Source organism: Ensifer sp. B1-9, assembly GCF_050474445.1.
GTDB lineage: Bacteria > Pseudomonadota > Alphaproteobacteria > Rhizobiales > Rhizobiaceae > Ensifer.
Genome location: NZ_JBCHVG010000013.1, coordinates 203136 through 222978, shown reverse-complemented (window position 1 = coordinate 222978; position 19843 = coordinate 203136). Strand labels below are relative to the sequence as shown.

The window sequence follows — 19843 nt, the reverse complement described above, 5'->3', positions numbered from 1 at the left end:
TGTGCCAATGTGTCGTCCCGTCGGGGCGCTTAAACCGAACGCATCGGGCTTTTGACCGGTAGCCGCTCCGCCTCGACCGGCTGCCTTGACGCGCTAAAAGCGACGACGCCGGGCGGCGCGCCACATCCACCATTGCCGCCGCCATTGCGCCGGACGAATGGGCGTCTTCAAAAGTCCGGCGCCAGCCGCCTCAGCTCGATCGAAGACCGGCTCGGCCAACGCAAGCGGCACGAAGGCGGGAAAGTTCGCCGGCGAGATCGTAGCCATTAGCGCTCGAGCCTTGGCAAGGTGGTCTCGTCCGAACCCGGCGAAGGCCCGAATGGCCCGGCTGATTCCGTCGGCGTCCTCCCCGGCGATGAGCCCTTCTCGATCGAGGCCGGTCGCGCGCAGCAGTTCTGCCGGTAAATAGACTTGACCACGTTTCAGATGCAGCGGCAACAGCATCAGGAGACCGGCGACAGTCTGCGCGACGCCGGCGTGGCCGGCGGCTTCCGCGGACTTTGCTGCATTCTGCGGGTCGAGCACCAGCGACGAGAGCTGGATCAGAGCCGAGGCGGTCTCGCCGGCATAGCCCTCGAGCGCCGAGCGGTCTTCCATCGGATCGTCATAGAGATCGAAAATCCGAGCGTCGATCATGTCCTGCAGCACCGAAACCGGCAGCCGATGCTCGCGAATGCACTGGAGAATGGCTTCGGCAAGCGGATGCCCCTCGCCGGAGCCTGCACTGTTGCCAATGAGATCGCGCCACCATTGCATGCGGATTTCGCCTGGAATCGGCTCATGCACGAGATCGCGAATTCGCGCGATCTCGGCGCTGAAGGCATAAAGCGCGGCGAGCGAGCGCTGCTTGTCGGCGGGCGCCAGCAGGCAGGCGAGATAACGATCGCGGTCCGTGTCCCTGAGGTCGGCCAGGATCTGAGCGGAAATGTCTTGCACGTCGTCTTCCTCGGATCCCGATCAAACGGCGATCAGCGCGACGGCGACTGCACGCGATTCGGCCAGCATCACGTTGTAGGTGCGAACCGCAGCCCCGGTGCTCATCGGATCCGAGGATACGTTGACGGCACGCAACGCCGCCTTCAGGTCAGCGGGCAGCGGGCGGATGTCCTTGCCGGTGCCGACCAACAGCACTTCGATGTCTTTTGCCTCATCAATGACCTTACGGAACTTCTCGACGGCCAAGGGGTCGCCTTCCACCACGTCCCATGCATAGACGCCCGAGGGCAGCATCAGGATCGAGCCGCGATGCGACATGTCGGCAAAGCGAAAACCGCCGTTGCCATAAGCATCGATTGGCGCACGGCCCGGAAAATGCGCTTCGCGGATTTCAATACCCTTGGGCATTTCAAACTGTACCCTTTGCCGCGCCGGCGGCACCCGTATCCGCGCCGGACGCGTTTTCGTCCCCCGGAATGTGGTCGGTCCGCTTCCTGAAGAGGATGAGGACCGGGCCGGCGATATAGATAGAGGAGAACGTCCCGACGGCGACACCAAACAGCATGGTGACGCTGAAGGAACGGATGAGGCCGCCACCGAAGAGATAAAGCGCAGCGAGCGCCAGGATGGTCGTCAGTGCCGTCAGGATCGTGCGCGAGAGCGTCTGGTTGATCGACGTATCGATCAGCACCGAAAGCGGCATGCGCGGATAGCGGCCGAGGTTCTCGCGGATGCGGTCGTAAATCACCACCGTATCGTTCAACGAATAGCCGACGATCGTGAGAACTGCGGCGATGCTGCCGAGATTGAACTCGATGCCGGTCAGCACCAGGAAGCCGATCGTCAGCAGCACGTCGTGCACGGTCGCGATGATCGCGCCGACGGCGAAGCGCCACTCGAAACGCAGCCAGACATAGAGCAGGATCGCCACGAAGGAAATCCCGAGCCCGATCGTTCCGGCGCGTGTCAGTTCGCCCGAGACAACGGGACCGACCACTTCGACACGACGGAACTCGTATTCGTCGGCCAGTTCCGTCCTGATGACGCCGGCTGCGGTCTGCTCGGCATTGTCGCCCGCTTCTTGAGACGGCACCCGAACGAGCACATCCTCGCCCGAGCCCAGTTGCTGCACCTGCACTTCGCCGAAGTTCAGCTCGTCGAGGCGGGTGCGGAGGTCGGCGACGTTGACCGCACCGCCCTTGGAGTGCAGCTCGATGATCGAGCCGCCCTTGAAGTCCACACCCAGATTGAGCCCGATGCCTGCAAGCAGGAGCACGGAGGCGGCCGACAAGGCGGCCATCAGGATGAACGCCGGATTGCGAATCCGCATGAAGCGGATGTCCAGATTGCTGAAGCGACCGGTCCGAATGCCCTTCGGCAAACGCTCCGACTTCCACTGCCGAAGCCAGCGCTTCACGATCAGGCGGGTCACCGTATAGGCGGTGAAAAGCGTCGTGACACTGCCGATCGCCAGCGTTACGGCGAAACCGCGCACCGGCCCGGAACCGAGGTAGAACAGGATGGCGCTGGCGATCAGCATCGTCAGGTTGGCGTCGAAGATGCTGCTGAAGACGCGGGAGAAGGCATTGTTGATCGTGCGACGCAGCGGCTCGCCACCGCGAACCTCTTCACGCAGACGCTCGTAAATCAGCACGTTCGAATCGACCGCGACGCCGATCGTCAGGATGATGCCGGCAATCCCCGGCAGGGTCAGCGTCGCACCTGACGCAGAGAGGGCGGCAAGGATCAGGACGATGTTCAAGGCGAGCGCGATCACGGCAAAGACGCCGAAAACGCCGTAGAAGAAGATCATCGAAGCGGCCACGGCAATCGCCGCAACAAGACCAGCCTTGAGCCCATCGGCGATCGCATCGTTACCAACCCCGGGGCCGACCGTCCGTTCCTCGACGAAGGTCAGCGGAGTCGGGAGCGGTCCGGTCCTGATGAGGGCGGCGAGATCCGCGGCGGAGTCGGCCGGCAGGTCGGCAGAAATGCGCGCCGTATCGCCCTTGACCGCGTCTGAAAGTTTGGGCGTTGCGGCTACTTGGCCATCAAGGACAATCGCAATCTTCGCCTCCGGCTGCTGCGCCGTGACAGCGGTAACGCGCTGCTGCGAGGCCGCATCGAGCTTGACCGCGACCGATGCCGTATCTGCTGCAACATCCGCTTCCGGCTGCGCGGCGAGAAAACTGGCCCTCGCCAGCAGCGGTTCTTTCTGGACCAGATAGGGAACCGGCGGATCGTCGTAGGAATAGAGGACTTCTGCGCCCGCCGGCACTTGCCCCTCGACGGCCCGCTGCACCGGCACGGACGTGTCCAGCAATCTGAAGGTCAGACGAGCGCTTTGGCTGAGCAGGTCTTTCAGTCGTTGCGGGTCGTCGAGACCCGGCACCTGGACGATGAGACGATCCTTGCCGCGGCGCTGGATCAACGGCTCGAGCACGCCAACTTCGGCGACACGACGGCGCACCACGTCGATAGACTGATCAAGGGCCAGAGACAGCCGATAGTCGATGCCTTCGTCGGTCAGGCGCAGACGGACGAGCTCATCCTCGGCGGCGCTGTCAAACACGACTTCTGAAATTGCCCCTCCGCCGAAGCCACCGATTTCGACCGGCGCCGTCAGCGTCTTCAATTTGTCGCGAGCGGCCGAGAGTTGCGCACGGTCCCGAACCCGGAACGAAATCGACTGCCCTTCCCCCGAAAGACCGATATAGGCGATATCGGCGTCGCGCAGCGACTTGCCGACTTCGCTGGCGACCGCTTCAAGCCTCTCAGCGACGATATCGCTGCGCGCGGCCCGCAGCATGAAATGCGAGCCTCCCTGGAGATCGAGGCCGAGCGCCACCTGGCGATGAGGCATCCAGGACGGTAGTCCGGCTACCTCCTCACGCGTCAGAGCATTCGGCAAGGCAAAGGCGATGCCGGCGAGAGCCACCAACCAGACGAGGATACGTTTCAATGGCGGAAATCTGCGCATGCCTCAAACGCTCCAGTTGTTCGTCGGATGGTGACTGTCCGCGTCTCTTATTCTTTCACAGGTTCGCCTTTGACGCGAACTTCAGAAACGCCGCTGCGAACGACGCGGATCTTCACGCCTTCGGCAATTTCGACTTCAAGCTCGTTGTCATCGACGACCTTCGTAACCTTGCCGACGATGCCGCCGCCGGTCACTACCTGATCTCCACGACGGATGTTCTTCAACAGCTCCTCGCGGCGCTTCATCTGGGCGCGCTGCGGACGGATGATCAGAAAATACATAACGACAAAAATCAGCAGGAACGGCAGGATGGACATGAGAATGTCCGCGCCGCCAGTGGAAGGGGCGCCGGCTGTCTGCGCAAAAGCTTCGGTAATGAACATCGATCACTCCTTGAGTTCAAATATCGGCGGTTCCTCCGCGCCAAATCGGCCGGAATATAGGGGCGCGCGGCCGCTCTGCAAAGCAGCGGCACCCTTACCCGTTCCTGTGCCTCTGACACAATTTCGACAAGAGTAGAACCCCCCGCGCGAGGCTCTGCGGCCTTTTCCAGCGCAAACCTGCGTGCTACCGGGTGTCAGTTAACCGTACAGTCGCAATCGCGTGCCCATTCATGCGGCCCCTCGTCCTTGCGGCTCGACCAAATGATTGATTCAGTTGTTGGAGATAGACAGATGCCGGAAGCAAAGATCGACGTTCTCATCAGGGAAATGCAGAAGCTTTCCGCGGCGATCGAGCGTATGGCCGGTCCAGCCGCAGCAAGCAATGATTGGAACGCTGCCGAATGCTTCGTCTGGGCGCCGGCCACGCATCATCTGCAACCGGTCGCCAAGCCCAACCGTATCGAACTGTCGCTGATATCCGGTGTCGACCACGTCCGTGACATTCTGCTCGACAATACGCTGCGCTTCGCCGAGGGCTTTCCTGCCAACAACGTGCTCCTCTGGGGCGCACGCGGCATGGGCAAGTCATCACTGGTGAAATCGGTGCATGCGCAGGTCGCCCGCGAGACCGGTGTTGCCGTCAAGCTCGTCGAAGTGCACCGCGAGGATATCGCCACCCTGCCCGCCCTCATGGACATCCTTAAGACTGCACCGGTGCCGGTGATCGTCTTCTGCGACGACCTGTCCTTCGATCATGACGATACGTCCTACAAATCGCTGAAGGCCGTGCTCGACGGTGGCGTCGAAGGTCGCCCGTCGAACGTGCTGCTCTATGCGACATCGAACCGTCGCCATCTGCTGCCGCGCCACATGATGGAAAACGAGCAGTCGACCGCCATCAACCCTTCCGAGGCCGTCGAGGAAAAGGTGTCGCTGTCCGACCGCTTCGGACTGTGGCTCGGCTTTCACAAGTGCAGCCAGGAAGACTACCTTGTCATGATCGATGGCTATGCAAAGCACTACGGCTTCGCCGTCGAGGCCGAGACCTTGCACGCGGAAGCGCTCGAATGGGCAACGACACGCGGCGCAAGATCCGGCCGCGTCGCCTGGCAGTTCATTCAGGATCTTGCCGGACGCATGCGCCATCGCCTGGACGCATAGGCTGCGCGATCGCCCCGCTGGTCAAATCTGACCTACTATCAAACAAATACCGCCTGTCGGCCCCGACAGGCGGTATTTGGTTTTTCCGTCTCGATCGCGCCCGACCAGGAATGGTTGCGGACTATTCGAGGAAGGTCGCCGGGTTTACTGCCGTGGCGTTCTTGCGGACCTCGAAGTGCACTTGCGGCTGGCTGGCGCGACCGGTCATGCCGGACGCTGCGAGCGTCTGGCCGCGCTGAACCTTCTGGCCGCGCTGAACCTTGAGCTCGGAAGCGTTGCCGTAGACCGTGACCGTGCCGTCGTCGTGGCGCACCAGGACGGCGTTGCCGAGTTCCTTCAGGCTGCTGCCCGAATAGATGACGACGCCGTTTTCGGCCGCCTTGATCGGCGTGCCCTCGGGCACCGAGATATTGATGCCGTCGTTGCGGTTGCCGTCGACGTTGGCGCCGTAACCGGCAACCACCGCCCCGCGCACCGGCCAGCGATACTTGCTGATGCCCGTCGACTTCGGCGAGTCCTCGTCGACATCCGTCTTGATAGCCGCAACGTCCGTTACGCTCTGCTTGGCAGCCGGCGGCTGGTATTCTGCTGGCTTGTTCTTTTCAAGCGAAGCAACCTGCGGCTGCTCCGCCTTCTTGCTCGGAACCGATGCGGTCTTGACCTGGTCCGGCGCGGCGCCGGCTGCGCCCGGCAGTTGCAGTGTCTGACCGACGCGGATCGATTCCGCAGTCAGGCCGTTTGCCTGCTTGAGGGCAGAAACGGATACACCCGTCGTCTTGGCGATGCGGTTGAGCGAGTCGCCGGGCTTGACGGTATAGGTTCCGCCGCCGCTACCTTCGCCGTTCGTCGCCGGCTTGCCGGCAACGACATCGGTCTTGCCCGCGCCCTTTTCGCGGGACTGCGCAGAGCCCGGCAGGATCGCAGCGTCACGCTGATCGTTGGGCAAGGGCGAAGGCTGATGTTTGTTGCCATCGAGACCCGCAATCGAGTTGGTCGCAGCAGCCTTTGCCGGGCTACCCACGGAACCGAAGGTCGGGATCACCAGCCGCTGACCGGTTTCGACCTGAGCGGCGGACTGCAGACCGTTGGCCTTCAGAATTTCCTTCTCCGGAACACCGAAGCGCTTGGAGAGAAGCGCAACGTTGTCGCCGGGGCGAACCATGATCGTCGGGGCGTTCTGCGTCGTCCAGCCGCTCTTGCTCGCGGTCTCCTTGACAGCAGCCGGAAGCGTCTGCTGCGTCGCGATTGCCGCCTGCTGACGCGCAGCGGGGAACGGCTGCGCTTCGGGACGCTGATGCGTCGTCGAGCTCGGGTCGGCGAGTGTCGTGCGCTGCACGGAAATCGGCGTCGAGGCTCCACGGGCGCTGGACATCGGCGTGGAAGCGGTATTCACCGGATCATAGCCGCCCTGGGCGCTTGCAGTCGGATACGGCTGACCGAGAGCAGTGTTGCGCGAATCTGCTGGAGCGGCCATCTGGCCGACCGCCACATCGCCGCGCGGAACCGGCGTCGTGTCGCGTGGGATTGAATTTGTGGTGATGTTGTCCGACCGGGAGAACAGGCCGTCAAATCGGCTGGCGTCCGAACTGCAGCCCGTTGCGGCGCCTGCTAGCAGGACCGCCACGCACAGGCGGATCGTGGACTTTCCAACCCCGGGAGATACAAACTGACGCATGACGCTTACCCACTCCGAACGCAACTCGATGTGGGATGATTAAAGCGTATTAGAGTTACCGCCCGGTTAAGGTCGGCACCACCAATGGACTAATTTGACGAAACGCTAACCATAGACGCCGGCTCGCCGCATCCATAGCGCCGAGCAAGCCGGTGACACGGCCGGCTTTCACCCGCCAAGCACATGCGCCCAAGCTTCGGTGCGCAACCGGGCCTAAGGCGCGTCGCGATCTTTCAGATTCGCTTCTTGCGCTTTAGGCACCTGATATTTCGCATGTCGTTAGCGCAAAACCGCCGCGCACTTTTGCGCGACATGCTTTAGCTCAGTTCGGAATAGAGGCGCTCGATTTCGGAAACCGAACGCCGCTCCGTTGGCTCATCCTCATAGCTGATGCTCGTGAGATCCCAGGCGAAGATTGGACGTCCCTCCGGACGGACGGGGGTTTCGGACTGAGCGGTCTTGTCCTCTTCGAGCAGGACGCTCACCAGAGTCTGGAACGTGGTCTCGCCATCGGCTCCGCTCGCCTGCTCATACTCAAGCGAGCGAAGACCGGCGACGGCGGCCTCGCGCGTCCCAAAATAGCGCAGGCTGTCCTGATCTTCGGGGCGGAGGCTGTCGTAATAGTCGATGAAGTTCTTGTAATAGGCCTCATGATCCCCGGCATCCAGAAACCTGCCGAAGGCCTGATATTCACGCGACGCCAGCTGCGGGGTCAGGTGATTGTTCCACTCGTCGCGGCTGAGGGGCGGCTGCCCGTCCGATGCCTTCTTCGTCTGGCTGAGATAAAGCAGAGCGTCGGCGGAAAGGGAGATGCGCGGGGTGGGGTCGAAGAAGCTCGCCGCAAGAGCCTGCGCGGCCTGTTCGTCCTTGCCGCCGGAATTTGCCTGGCCGGAGCTGCGCCCGGCGAGATTATTCAGCCCGTCGCCGGATGCCGCCGCCGTCAGCCTGTTCGCGATCTGCATTTGCCGTCTCCGTCAATCTCACGATCCGGCAGCAACACCCTGGTCGAGCAAGAGCAACGACTCGCGAGAGGAACCCATCGTGCATTGGAGGCGTATGGCGCGAAGCTTGCGCGAGGCTGGATACCGTTAAGAATCCCTTAACGCACCAGCCAAGACGTTCGGCAGCAGCCGTATCAGAGGAACGAAGCGAGCTGCGGGACGATCGGAAGGTAAGGCGCGTCGAACAGATCCTCACGGTCGAAGCGACTTCCCGTTCGATTGACCCGGACGACGCGGCAATGGGTCTCGCTCATCATGATCGGCACCACCAGGGTTCCGCCCGAGACGAGATGATCGGAGAACATGCGCGGCAGGCTGTTGAAGGCGGCCGTGATCAGGATGCGATCGAAGGTACCCTCGCCCGGCACGCCGGCGCTGCCATCGGCATGGCGGACGATGACGTTGCGAACGCCTGATTTCTCGAGGTTCTTCTGCGCCGTACCAACAAGTGTCTGGTAGCGGTCGATGGTGAGGACACGCTCGGCCACCCGCCCCATCACCGCCGCGGTAAAGCCGCTGCCGGTTCCAACCTCGAGGATGCGCTGTCCTGTCTTCAGGTTCAGACAGTGCAGCAATCGCACGGCAAAATCATAACCTTCCATGAACGAGCCGCAGTCGAGCGGAATCGTCCGCTGCGAATAGGCCTCGGCCTGATATTGCGGCGGCGCGAACAGGCCGCGCGGCGTCTGTTCCACCGCCTTGAGGAGATCGTGATTGGTGATGCCTGCGGCACGCAGCCGTAGCACCATCTTGGCAAAGCCTTCCTGATCCGAAACGCGCACGCTCAATCAATGAGCCCCTTCGTTCAATGCCCGCATCAGACGGTCCTGGACGGTATAGTCCGTCAAGTCGAGCTTGAGCGGCGTTACGGAGATGTAATTCTCGCGCAGTGCATGAATGTCGGTTCCGGCGCGAAAATCGCCGAACCGCTCGCCGAAGCGCAGCCAGAAATAAGGAAAACCACGGCCGTCGGTGCGCTCATCGATCGACAGGCCAAAGTCGAGTTTGCCTTGCGACGTTACCTCGACCCCTGCAACGGTGTCGGCTGAGCAGTTCGGGAAATTGACGTTGAGAAGCGTGCCATCCGGCAGATCCACGGCCATCAGCTTGCGGATCAGTCCAGTCGCATGCGTCTCCACCACATCCCAAGGCACGGTCTTGCCGACGGCGTGGTGATAGGCCTGGCTGAGCGCGATTGAGCGAATGCCCTGCAACGTCCCCTCGATGGCGCCCGCCACCGTGCCGGAATAGGTCACGTCATCGGCCATGTTGGCACCGATGTTGACGCCCGAGAGCACGAGATCGGGCTTGCGGTCCAGCACCTTGCGGACGGCCATGATGACGCAATCCGTCGGCGTCCCCCGCAGTGCAAAGCGCTTCTCCGTGATCTGGCGCAGCCGGAGCGGCTCCGACAGGGTCAGCGAATGCGCCAAGCCGCTCTGGTCCGCCTCGGGCGCCACGACCCAGACATCGTCCGAAATCGTCCGGGCCACTCTTTCGAGCACAGCGAGGCCTTCAGCATGAATGCCGTCATCGTTTGTCAGCAGGATCCGCATGAATGCCGTCCTTCCCTTGACGTCCGTTCAGTCCGCCTTCTCGATGCGCTTCTGGCCGCCCATGTAGGGCACCAGCACATCCGGCACCGACACCGAACCGTCTTCGTTCAGATAGTTTTCGATGACGGCAATCAGCGCGCGCCCGACGGCGACACCGGAACCATTCAAAGAGTGAACGAAGCGCGTTCCCTTGTCTTCCTTGGTGCGGTAGCGCGCATTCATCCGGCGCGCCTGGAAATCGCCGCAGACCGAGCAGGACGAGATCTCGCGATAAGTGTCCTGTCCCGGCAGCCATACTTCCAGATCATAGGTCTTGCGGGCGCCGAAGCCCATGTCGCCGGTGCAGAGCGTCATCACGCGGTAGTGCAGGCCGAGGCGCTTCAGCACCTCTTCCGCGCAGGCGGTCATGCGCTCGTGCTCGTCGATCGAGGTTTCGGCATCGGTGATCGAAACCAGTTCGACCTTGTTGAACTGGTGTTGACGCAGCATGCCGCGAGTGTCGCGACCGGCCGAACCGGCCTCCGAGCGGAAGGACGGCGTCAGCGCGGTGAAGCGCAACGGCAGCTTTTCGCCTTCGAGGATCTGCTCACGAACGATGTTGGTGAGCGGCACTTCCGCAGTCGGGATCAGCCAGCGATCATCCGTGGTTCGGAACAGATCTTCGGCAAATTTCGGCAACTGTCCGGTGCCGTACATGGCATCGTCGCGCACCAGAAGCGGCGGTTGCACTTCGGTGTAGCCATGTTCCTGGGTATGCAGGTCGAGCATGAACTGGCCGAGCGCACGCTCTAGCCGGGCCAATTGTCCCTTGAGGATCGTGAAACGCGAACCGGAAATGCGGGCGGCCCCCTCGAAATCCATGAGGCCGAGGCCCTCGCCGATTTCGAAATGCTCGCGCGGCTGGTGATTCCAGGTGGGCTTGTTGCCGACCACGCGCTTGACGACATTGCCGGTCTCATCCTCGCCGACCGGAACATCCTCAAGCGGGATGTTTGGAATGCGGGAAAGCGCATCGCTGAGCTCGGCTTCCACCTTGCGGCTGTCTTCCTCGAGCGCCGGCATGGCGCTCTTGAGTTCGGCGACCTCGGCCTTCAGCTTTTCGGCAAGCTCGGCATTCTTCTGCGCCATGGCCGCACCGATATCCTTCGAGGCGGCGTTGCGGCGCGACTGCATGTCCTGCAGCGATTGAAGGATCGAGCGGCGGCGTTCGTCGAGAGCGATCAGCGACGCCGACAACGGCTCCGCGCCCCGCTTCGCCAGGGCGGCGTCCAGCATCTCGGCATTTTCACGGATCCATTTGATATCAAGCATTGTCGTTCCACGCGTTGGTCAACTCACGGCGCGAAATCTCGAATGCTCAGCCCTTGGCGGGGCCGACCTCTCCGGAAGATCCTTCCTGCGACTCGGCAACTTCGCTCTTGAGCGCGTCCGCTGCCCGCTGTCTTTCGACGAGTCGCGCCGTATAGATCGAAATTTCGTAGAGAAGGATGGCTGGCAGTGCAAGGCCGATCTGGGAAACCGGGTCAGGCGGCGTGAGCACGGCCGCAACCACGAAGGCAATCACGATCGCGTACTTCCGCTTTTCGGCCAGGCCCTGCGACGTGACGAAGCCGACGCGTGCGAGAAGCGTCGTGATCACCGGGAGCTGAAAAACCAGGCCGAAGGCAAAGACCAGCGACATGATCAGGCTCAGATATTCCGAGACCTTCGGCAGAAGCTGGATGGCCACCTGCCCTTCGCCGCCGCCCTGCTCCATCGCCAGGAAGAACCACATCACCATCGGCGTGAAGAAGAAGTAGACCAGGGCGCCGCCAAGCAGAAAGAGGATCGGCGACGCGATCAGGAACGGCAGAAATGCGGCACGCTCGTTCTTGTAAAGGCCCGGAGCCACGAATTTGTAGATCTGCGCAGCGATCACCGGAAAGGCGATGACCAGTGCGCCGAACATCGCCACCTTGATCTGCGTAAAGAAGAACTCCTGCGGAGCCGTGTAGATCAGCTCGACATTGCGATGGTTCAGGCCCGCCCAGCCCACTGCCCATTTGAACGGCAGCACCAGGAGATTGAAGAGACCCTTGGCGAAGTAGAAGCAGACGAGGAACGCCACGAAGAACGCGCCGATGGCCCACATCAGGCGCCTGCGCAATTCCATCAGATGCTCGATCAGCGGCTGCGGCCGGTCCTCGATATCGCCGCTCATGCTTCACCTTTCTTGCGCGTGCTGGCGCGCGGCTTGGACGTCTTGGTAGCCGGCTCGGCTGAAGCGGGCTGCGACGACGTCTTCTCGGCCACCGCCTTTGCGGGTGCCTTTGCCGAAGTTCTGGGTGCCGCCGCCTTGGGCGTTGCGGCCTTCTTTGCCGCCGGCGCCGGATTGGCCTTCGCCCTTGGCGCCCGCTTGGGTTTCTCGGCCGGGACGGCGGCCTCGGCGCGCTCCAACTGGCGGGTGGCTGAACCTAAGGCGGCTGCGGCAACTGCATCCGCGGGCTTTGCTTCCGTCGCCGCCACGGGAGCGGCCGCTACCGGCTCCGCAATCGCGGGCTCGGCCGTAGCCGTTGTGACAGGCTTGTCGGGCGTCGCAGCCTTCTGCAGGTCCGATTTAATCTCGTTGCCGATCTGGCGAAGCGGATTCATCGCATCCCTGAGCGCATTGGCCGGGTTCAGGCTCTGCGCATCGCTGATCGTCTTGCGGACCTCGTCGAGGTCCGCTTCGCGCAGCGCTTCGTCGAATTGCTGGCGGAACTCCGAGGCCATGCCGCGCATCTTCGCCGTCATGCGGCCAAAAGCCCGCAGCATAGGCGGAAGATCTTTCGGTCCGACAACGACGATCAAAACGATGGCGATGACGACAAGCTCGGTCCAGCCGATATCAAGCATTCGAAATGTCCTGCAAACCCGTGATGGGAACTGGTCCGATACCGATACCGGACCGGCTCCACCGACGCCAGACCGTTAGCGAACTTCGTCGGACTTGTGGTCAACGGTCTTGCTGTCGAGCGTCTTGTCGGTCGCGCCCGCTTCCTCGTCGCTCATGCCCTTCTTGAAGTTCTTAATGCCCTTCGCAACATCGCCCATCAGTTCGGGAATCTTGCCACGACCGAACAAGAGCAGCACTACGACCAGAACGATCAGCCAGTGCCAAATGCTAAAGGAACCCATGCTCTTACTCCTCTGAGCCTTCCCCGATATAGGCTCTTTCACATGTCAATTTTCAGGCGCGCGCTAAACACACCCTTCTTTGCGACAGAACCTAAGATGCAGAACCATCTTTTTCAAACAGTAATATATCCCGCTCGTTAACTGAAAGCATTACATCGCGCAATCCTTGCGGCAATTGGTCCGCGCGGATGCGCGCACGCACCACATCCTCGCAACGCGGCACCGCCAGCTCCAGCAGCTCCACCACACCGATGAACCGACGAGAGAGGATGCGCGCGGGAATATCGCCCTCCTTCTCGCCGACACGCACGCCGGAAAGCCTGACGGCGACCGAAACGCGCTCCCCTTCGTGGTGGCGCCCGGCCGCGACGGTGCCGACCGGCGTGTCGACGCGGCCATTGCGAACCTGTGCGTTGAACACGTTGATTTCCGAGAAGAAACCGGCTGCGAAAAGATTTCTCGGATGGCGATAGAGCTCATCTGCCGTGCCGACCTGCACCAATCGCCCACCCTGCAGAAGCGCAATTCGATCGGCCATGCGCATCGCTTCTTCCGCGTCGTGGGTGACGACGATCGCGGTTGCGCGGGTCTCTCTGAGGATGGCGAGCGTATCGGCGCGGATCGAATCCTTCAGGCGCGAGTCGAGACCGGAAAACGGTTCGTCCATCAGAAGCACGGCGGGGCGTGGCGCAAGCGCGCGGGCCAGCGCCACCCGCTGCTGCTCGCCGCCGGAAAGCACATGCGGGTACTGGTTGGCGTAATGGGAGAGCCCGACACGCTCGAGCGCCGCATCCGCCTGGTTCAGGGCTTCCTTCTTCGGAAGCGCCGTCAAGCCAAAGCGAACGTTGTCGCGAATGGACATATGCGGGAAGAGCGCGAAATCCTGGAACATCAGGCCGACACCGCGTTTTTCGGGCGGCAGGAAAACCGAAGGGCCGGAAATCTCCTGGCCATTGAGCAGAAGGCGTCCTGCGCTCTGCTTCTCGATCCCTGCGGCGATACGTAGCAGGGTCGTCTTGCCGGACCCGGACGGGCCGAGCAGGCAAAGGACTTCGCCGGCCTTGGCCGCCAGGCTGACGCCCTTGATCGTTTCCTTGGCGTGATAGCTGTGATGAATGTCTTCAAAGGTCAGGCTCGCCGCGAAGGATACACCCGCCCGTCGTGTCGTCATGACGGGAGCGTCCTGCGGATCTGAAACCATGCTTGCATTCCTTGACACCAGTCGTGCCCGGCAAAAATGCCGGACACCGGGGAAAGCCGATATCCCCATTCAGGTTTTAATCGGCTTCTTCGCCCTTCGGTGTCAAGAGCCCCAGTTCTTCAAGGTCAAGCTGGGTGATGGGATCTTCGTTCTCGGCAAGCTCGTCTTCGCCCACCGGAACGGGAATATTGAGATTGGACGGCACGCGGCCGGAAAGCAGCCCTGCCCCCTTCAGCTCCTCGATACCCGGCAGGTCGCGCAGTTCCTCGAGGCCGAAGTGATCGAGAAAGTCACGAGTGGTGCCGAAGGTCACCGGCCGGCCCGGCGTGCGCCGGCGTCCCCTGAATCGGACCCAGCCTGCCTCCATCAGGACGTCGAGCGTGCCCTTCGATGTCTGGACGCCGCGGATATCCTCGATCTCGGCGCGGGTTACCGGCTGATGGTAGGCAATGATGGCGAGAACTTCGAGCGCAGCGCGCGAGAGCTTGCGGACCTCCTGCTCGTCGGTCTGCACCACGAACGAGAGATCGGCAGCCGTGCGGAATGCCCAATGGTCGGCGACCTGGACAAGGTTGACGCCGCGCGTCGCATAAAGCGCCTTCAGGCGCTCCATGATCCGCCTGACATCCGCACCACGCGGCAGCCTGCTTTCGATATAGGCCTCCGACACCGGCTGCGCCGAGGCAAAGACCAGAGCCTCCGCGATCCGCTCGGCTTCTTGTTCAAGCCGGGGATCCAAGGACGGCGTCGTATCGATTTCGTCGTCCTCGTCAGGAGCGTCCGGTATGTATTTTTGGGCTTCAGCCACGGGCTGCCTCCATTTCGGCAAGCGTCTCCGCATCGATCGGATTCGGTCCGCGCCGAAGATAGATCGGCGCAAAGGCCTCTTCCTGACGGATCTCCAGCCGGCCCTCGCGGACCATTTCGAGCGAGGCGGCAAAGGAACTGGCGATCGCCGTTGCCCGCTCCTTCGGCGTCGTCATGTAGCGGATAAGAAAATGATCGAGCGCTGTCCAGTCATCGAGTTCGCCGATCATGCGCGCCAGGATCAGGCGTGCGTCGGCGAGAGACCATACGTGGCGCTTCTCGATCGTCACCTGCGTGATCGCCTGGCGCTGCCGCAGGCTCGCATAGGCGCTCAGGAGATCATAGAGCGAGGCATCGAAACCGGACTTCTTTTCAGTGACGATATGTTCCGGCGCACCGCGAACGAAGACGTCCCGGCCAAGCCGGTTTCTGTTGACGAGCCGCGTTGCCGCCTCACGCATTGCCTCCAGCCGTTTCAGCCGGAAAGCCAGGGCCGAGGCCATTTCCTCGCCAGTCGGACCATCGTCCTTCACCTGCTGCGGAATCAGCAGCCGCGACTTCAGATAGGCGAGCCATGCCGCCATGACGAGATAGTCGGCGGCGAGTTCGATGCGGATGCTGCGCGCCCGCTCGATGAAGGCGATATATTGCTCGGCGAGTGCCAGCACAGAGATGCGCGAAAGATCGACCCGCTGGCTACGGGCGAGATGAAGCAGGAGATCGAGTGGGCCTTCGAAGCCGGCGAGATCAACCACCAGCGCTTCTTCATGCAGCCCGCGCTCGGCAGTCTCGTCCTGCCACAGGGGCTCCATCGGCGCCTTCGACGCAGGCTTGCCTTGTCTTTCGCCCGCATTGCTCACTGATAGTCCGATCCTTTCCCGCTGGCCGCGCCTGCCTTACCCTGTTGCGAACAAACCGTTGAACTCGGTCCGCAGATCGCTTTCGTTCGCATCGTCAGGCGTCCGGAATGCCGCCTCGGCGATCCTTGCCCGCCGCAGGCTCTCGCCAGCGAGAACCGGTACGACGTCGGCGACGGCCTTCATTTCTTCCATTATGCCATGACAATGCAAGACAAGATCAAGCCCCGCGGCAATGATGTTGCGCGCACGGGTGGTCATGTCTCCGGCAAGCGCATTCATTGACACGTCGTCCGACATCAAAAGACCGTCGAAGCCGATGTGGCCGCGAATGATCTCGCGCACGACCTTCGCCGAGGTTGTCGCCGGATTATCCGGATCGATCGTCGTGAACACCATATGCGCCGACATCGCCATCACTTCGTCCTTCATCGCGACAAAGGGCAGGAAGTCGCTGGCGGCGAGTTCTTCGAAAGTCGCGCTGACCACGGGCAGGTTGTGGTGCGAGTCGACGAATGTGCGGCCGTGGCCGGGCATGTGCTTCATGACAGGCAGCATGCCGCCGGCCTTCAACCCCTCGCCCATCGCCCGGCCGATCGCCGTCACGGTCTCAGGGTCATGACCATAAGCACGATTGCCGATGACATCGTGGCTTCCAGGCACCGGCACATCCAGCACCGGCAGACAGTCGACGGTGATGCCGAAGCGCATCAGGTCGAAGGCATGCAGGCGCCCCATGAGCCAGGCCGCGCGCAGACCCAGTTCCGCGTCGCGGCGGTAGATTTCACCGATCGCCGCGCCGTTCGGATATTGCTGGACGAGCGGTGGCCGGATGCGCTGCACGCGTCCGCCTTCCTGGTCGATGAGCACCGGCGCATTCGGATTGCCGATGCTGTCTCGAAGCGACGCCACCAGATCGGAGATCTGCTGCTCCTCGCCGATGTTGCGCCCGAACAGGATGAAGCCCCACGGCCGCTCACCGGCAAAGAACTGGCGTTCGTCGGTCGTGAGAGAAAGGCCCTTGCAGCCCGAGATAAATGCTTTTGATTCGCTCATTGAGAGAGCATAGAGCGGGCGCCGCCCGGCGCGAAGCCACAAAGACGAAGCCCCGTCGTTCATGCACAAGGCCACGGGGCGATCGAAACCCTGAAATGCGAAGGGCGCGGCCCCGAGCCGCGCCCCCCTCAAACTCTACCGGTGTGCCAGGCTTACTTGGTCACCAGGCAGCTTCCGCCAGCGCCCTTGTACTTGGAGCACAGCGCGTTTGCCTCCTCCTTGGATCCGGCCGGGATACGGACGCGATAGTAGGTCCCCTTGCCGGCGATCTCCGCCTTGCGGATATCGACGCCGCGGCCGCCGATGACGCTTCCGAACTTGCCGGAGAGGCTGTTGTAGGATTTCTGTGCTTCGGCTTCCGACGGCAGGGACGCGACCTGGATGAAGTAGCCACCGGTCGGGACCGACGCCGTTGCCACCTGCTGCGGCGGCTGCGCTTCCGGTGTGGCGGCGGCCTGCTCTTCAGCCTGGCGAACATTGCCACCGTCTGCGGCCGCAGCGGCCACTTTGGCCGGCTTCTCGGCCGGACGCGTCTGCGGCGTCGGTGCCTTCCCGGCCGTTGCCGTCGTCGTCACGCTGCGAACCGGAACCTCTTCGATATTGGCATTGCCCGTTGCGGCAAGCGCGACCTGGTCGTCATTCGCCGATGCCTGACCGGCAGCGCTGACCTCAGCCGAGGCGACCTCCTTCGAGGGCGTATCCGGCAGCGGCTGCGTCGTCCCGGCAACATCGGTCGCAGGCGCGGCAACCGGCTCTTCACGAGCAACCAGCGTACCGTCCGGCTTGACGATCATTGTGCGCACCTTTCGCGGTGCGACGGCGGGCGCCTTGTCTTCTTCCTGAGCAGCCGTCTGTGCGCCGCCGTCGGGCAGCAGGCGAGCGCCATCCTCGTCGTCGGCAGGCAGGTTGGCCTGCGGGCCGTCCGAGTCGTCACTGCCTTCGAGCGGCAGTGTTTCCGGCGTCAGCGTCTTCTGAACGACATCCATCGGCTCTTCGGTCGAGGAAACCAGTGCTTCCTGCTGCGGCGCACCGGCCTGGGCTCCAGCGACACGATCGTAAACCGCCTTGTCCTGGTTCGGCACAGTCTTGCCGCCCTTTTCTTCCGGCACGACCTTAACCGGCCCCTTGTCGGCGAGAATGATCTTGGGGCCCTCGGCCGAAGTTGCGGCATCACTGCCGCCCATCCAGGCATAGACTGCCGCGCCGCCGAGAATGATGACGCCCGCAACGCTTGCGGCAAGCAGCATCGTGCGCTGCGACCGCCGGCCCGAGCCGTAATCGCGATAGTCGCCCGCATCATCCTGGCCCTGTGCCGCGGAAACCCGCTCGGCATCGCGCGCCGGGGACTGCCGTTCAGTCATGGAGCGGCGGAAGTCCTCTTCCATCGCCTTTTCGAACTCGTCGAAATCATCGAGCGCGCCGGCACCGAACGACGGATTTGCATTTGCGGCTGGGGCAGGACGAACCGCCTCGACCTTCTCAACCGCCGCCGGACGGGCATCCTTGGCGGCCGGAGCCGGCGTGCCGAACAGCTGCGCCATTTCCGCGTCGATATCGAGATCGTAATCCGCCGGATAGGCGACCGGCTTTTCCGTTTCGATGACCGGCAGCTGCGGCACCTCCATGTCGGCGATCGGCGCAACGCCATTCTCGGCTTCGGCGATCATCGAGGGATCGAAGGGCAGCGTGCTTTCGGGCTGCGCGTCCTGCTGCTCAGCCGGGGCCGGAGCTGCGAAAGTCTCGACGGAGCGTTCCGGTTCGCGCTGCGGAACAACGGTCTCGACGACCGGCTGCACAGCAGCCCGCGGCACGACGGCAGGGGCCGCGGCAACCGGTTCGGTCGGACCGAGGTCGGCGAGATCGAGCTTCAGGGCGGCATCGGAGAGCTCAATCTCGAAGTTCTCGATGTCGAAGCCCGGCTCGTTTTCCGGTTCCGCGACGGGCTGTGCTGGCTGAGCGGCCTCGACCACCGGCGTAACAGCAGGTGTGGCGACCGCGGCAGCGGCAACCGGAGCGGCCGGGGATACGAGCGGGCCGGCAAAAGCGCGCTGCTGGCTGGCGCCGGTCGGCGAAGCGACAGGCGTCGCCCGGCTGAAGGTCGGCGTAAAGGGATAGGGGCTCTTCTTCGCCGTCGTCGCGACCGTACTTACCGGGGCGACGGCAGGTGCAACGACCGGCTGTTCCGTCGCGTGAAGCGCCGGATGAGACTGAACGGCAGCGGCAACGACGGCCGCGACCGGCGGAACCGGGAAGCGCTCGACATCCGCGAGAAGCTCGTCGCGGACAGTTTCATGGCTCGCGGACTCTTCCGGGATCGTCTCGTTCGCGTATGCGACCTCATCCACGCGCTCCTCCGGAGCGGCGTCAGGGCCGGCAACTTCAAGGTCGGCAACCTCAAGGCTCGGCTCGCCGTAGACCGGGAACGGTTCGGCGACAGCGGTTGGCTCGGCCCAAGCGGTAGACGGTTCCGCGGCCGGTGCCTGCCAGGCATCCGCAACCTGTTCTTTTGCCTCAAATGTCGGCTCTTCTTCGAACGGCACCAGATCGGCTTCACCGAGCGACAATTCGAGCTCACGCTCCAGATCGAATGCCGGCTCATCGGCGCCGAATTCCGCGGCATCGCCTTCGGCAGCCGAAGGGGTGGCCGAGAACGATTGCACCTCGAAAGCCTGCTCCGGCTCCTCCTCAGCAACAGCGGCTGGCGCTGTGACCGGCTCCGGCTGACGGAATATCGGCGCGTCGTATTCTTCAGCGAGATCGGCTGCCGGCTCGATTACCGGCTCGATCCGGGCGTCTTCGACCGGCTGCGGCGCCGAAACCGGCTCCACAGCAGGCTGCTGCACAGCGCGGGGCGCATCATAGCTGTCGAAGGCGCGAAGAAGTTCGTCCTCGAGATCGAAGGCGGGATCCTGACGGACCGCCTCCTGATGTCGCTGCAACTCTTGCAATTGCTGTACGGCCGGCCGGGCATCGTAACCGACGATCCGGGCGAGTTCGGCCAACGGATCATCGTCTGCCAATACGTCGAATTCAGCCGGCCCGCTTCGTGCGAATTGTTTGTCTGCCATGCTCTC

18 protein-coding genes are annotated in these 19843 nt (G+C 62.9%); 1 reads left to right on the top strand and 17 read right to left on the bottom strand.

The genetic code is table 11. The annotated features are described in order from the left end of the window. Positions 1-93 precede the first annotated feature (93 nt). The 4 genes from ACQ5BM_RS24675 to yajC are packed head-to-tail and all read right to left on the bottom strand — an operon-like array spanning position 94 to position 4299. Positions 94-936, bottom strand: coding sequence for a phytoene/squalene synthase family protein (locus ACQ5BM_RS24675; RefSeq protein ID WP_429817076.1), 843 nt, complete (start codon positions 934-936; stop codon positions 94-96). A 21-nt stretch (positions 937-957) separates the two neighbouring features. Next, positions 958-1344 carry an Mth938-like domain-containing protein gene (locus ACQ5BM_RS24670; protein ID WP_173518123.1) on the bottom strand — a complete coding sequence of 129 codons (387 nt, stop codon included), beginning with the start codon at positions 1342-1344 and terminating at the stop codon, positions 958-960. Position 1345: 1 nt separating this feature from the next. Continuing rightward, entirely contained in the window at positions 1346-3916 is a 2571-nt protein-coding gene (gene secDF / locus ACQ5BM_RS24665; protein WP_429817073.1) for a protein translocase subunit SecDF, read from the bottom strand. A gap of 47 nt (positions 3917-3963) precedes the next feature. Continuing rightward, on the bottom strand, positions 3964-4299 hold the full coding sequence (yajC, locus tag ACQ5BM_RS24660) for a preprotein translocase subunit YajC (protein WP_057255835.1): 336 nt from the start codon (positions 4297-4299) through the stop codon (positions 3964-3966). Positions 4300-4590: 291 nt separating this feature from the next. Here yajC and ACQ5BM_RS24655 point away from each other — a divergent pair, with 291 nt between their 5' ends. After that, positions 4591-5460: an ATP-binding protein gene (locus tag ACQ5BM_RS24655; RefSeq protein WP_429817071.1), complete on the top strand. Its 870-nt coding sequence runs from the start codon at positions 4591-4593 to the stop codon at positions 5458-5460. 121 nt (positions 5461-5581) lie between these two features. Here ACQ5BM_RS24655 and ACQ5BM_RS24650 read toward each other — a convergent pair whose 3' ends face one another. From ACQ5BM_RS24650 to ACQ5BM_RS24590, 13 genes are all read right to left on the bottom strand, one after another. Continuing rightward, positions 5582-7135: a peptidoglycan DD-metalloendopeptidase family protein gene (locus tag ACQ5BM_RS24650; RefSeq protein ID WP_429817069.1), complete on the bottom strand. Its 1554-nt coding sequence runs from the start codon at positions 7133-7135 to the stop codon at positions 5582-5584. A gap of 317 nt (positions 7136-7452) precedes the next feature. Next, positions 7453-8097 carry a biotin biosynthesis protein BioC gene (locus ACQ5BM_RS24645; RefSeq protein ID WP_429817067.1) on the bottom strand — a complete coding sequence of 215 codons (645 nt, stop codon included), beginning with the start codon at positions 8095-8097 and terminating at the stop codon, positions 7453-7455. A gap of 173 nt (positions 8098-8270) precedes the next feature. Continuing rightward, positions 8271-8924, bottom strand: coding sequence for a protein-L-isoaspartate(D-aspartate) O-methyltransferase (locus ACQ5BM_RS24640; protein ID WP_429817063.1), 654 nt, complete (start codon positions 8922-8924; stop codon positions 8271-8273). After that, positions 8925-9692, bottom strand: a complete 768-nt coding sequence (gene surE / locus ACQ5BM_RS24635) for a 5'/3'-nucleotidase SurE (protein ID WP_429817060.1) — start codon at positions 9690-9692, stop codon at positions 8925-8927. 27 nt (positions 9693-9719) lie between these two features. Then, complete coding sequence (serS, locus tag ACQ5BM_RS24630) at positions 9720-11003, bottom strand: serine--tRNA ligase (protein WP_429817057.1); 1284 nt, start codon at positions 11001-11003, stop codon at positions 9720-9722. Positions 11004-11049: 46 nt separating this feature from the next. Beyond that, positions 11050-11892, bottom strand: a complete 843-nt coding sequence (tatC, locus tag ACQ5BM_RS24625) for a twin-arginine translocase subunit TatC (protein WP_429817055.1) — start codon at positions 11890-11892, stop codon at positions 11050-11052. Beyond that, on the bottom strand, positions 11889-12566 hold the full coding sequence (gene tatB / locus ACQ5BM_RS24620; protein WP_429817052.1) for a Sec-independent protein translocase protein TatB: 678 nt from the start codon (positions 12564-12566) through the stop codon (positions 11889-11891). Before tatB ends, tatC begins: the two co-directional genes overlap by 4 nt. 75 nt (positions 12567-12641) lie before the next feature. After that, positions 12642-12848, bottom strand: a complete 207-nt coding sequence (locus ACQ5BM_RS24615) for a twin-arginine translocase TatA/TatE family subunit (RefSeq protein WP_113537623.1) — start codon at positions 12846-12848, stop codon at positions 12642-12644. Between the two features lie 91 nt (positions 12849-12939). After that, positions 12940-14049: an ABC transporter ATP-binding protein gene (locus tag ACQ5BM_RS24610; protein ID WP_429817049.1), complete on the bottom strand. Its 1110-nt coding sequence runs from the start codon at positions 14047-14049 to the stop codon at positions 12940-12942. Between the two features lie 76 nt (positions 14050-14125). Then, positions 14126-14857, bottom strand: coding sequence for an SMC-Scp complex subunit ScpB (scpB, locus tag ACQ5BM_RS24605; protein WP_429817047.1), 732 nt, complete (start codon positions 14855-14857; stop codon positions 14126-14128). Then, complete coding sequence (locus tag ACQ5BM_RS24600) at positions 14850-15716, bottom strand: segregation and condensation protein A (RefSeq protein ID WP_429817045.1); 867 nt, start codon at positions 15714-15716, stop codon at positions 14850-14852. The genes scpB and ACQ5BM_RS24600 overlap by 8 nt, the downstream gene beginning before the upstream one ends. A 36-nt stretch (positions 15717-15752) precedes the next feature. Further along, entirely contained in the window at positions 15753-16769 is a 1017-nt protein-coding gene (gene nagZ, locus ACQ5BM_RS24595) for a beta-N-acetylhexosaminidase (protein ID WP_429817043.1), read from the bottom strand. A gap of 152 nt (positions 16770-16921) precedes the next feature. Next, positions 16922-19837, bottom strand: coding sequence for an SPOR domain-containing protein (locus ACQ5BM_RS24590; protein WP_429817040.1), 2916 nt, complete (start codon positions 19835-19837; stop codon positions 16922-16924). Positions 19838-19843 lie beyond the last annotated feature (6 nt).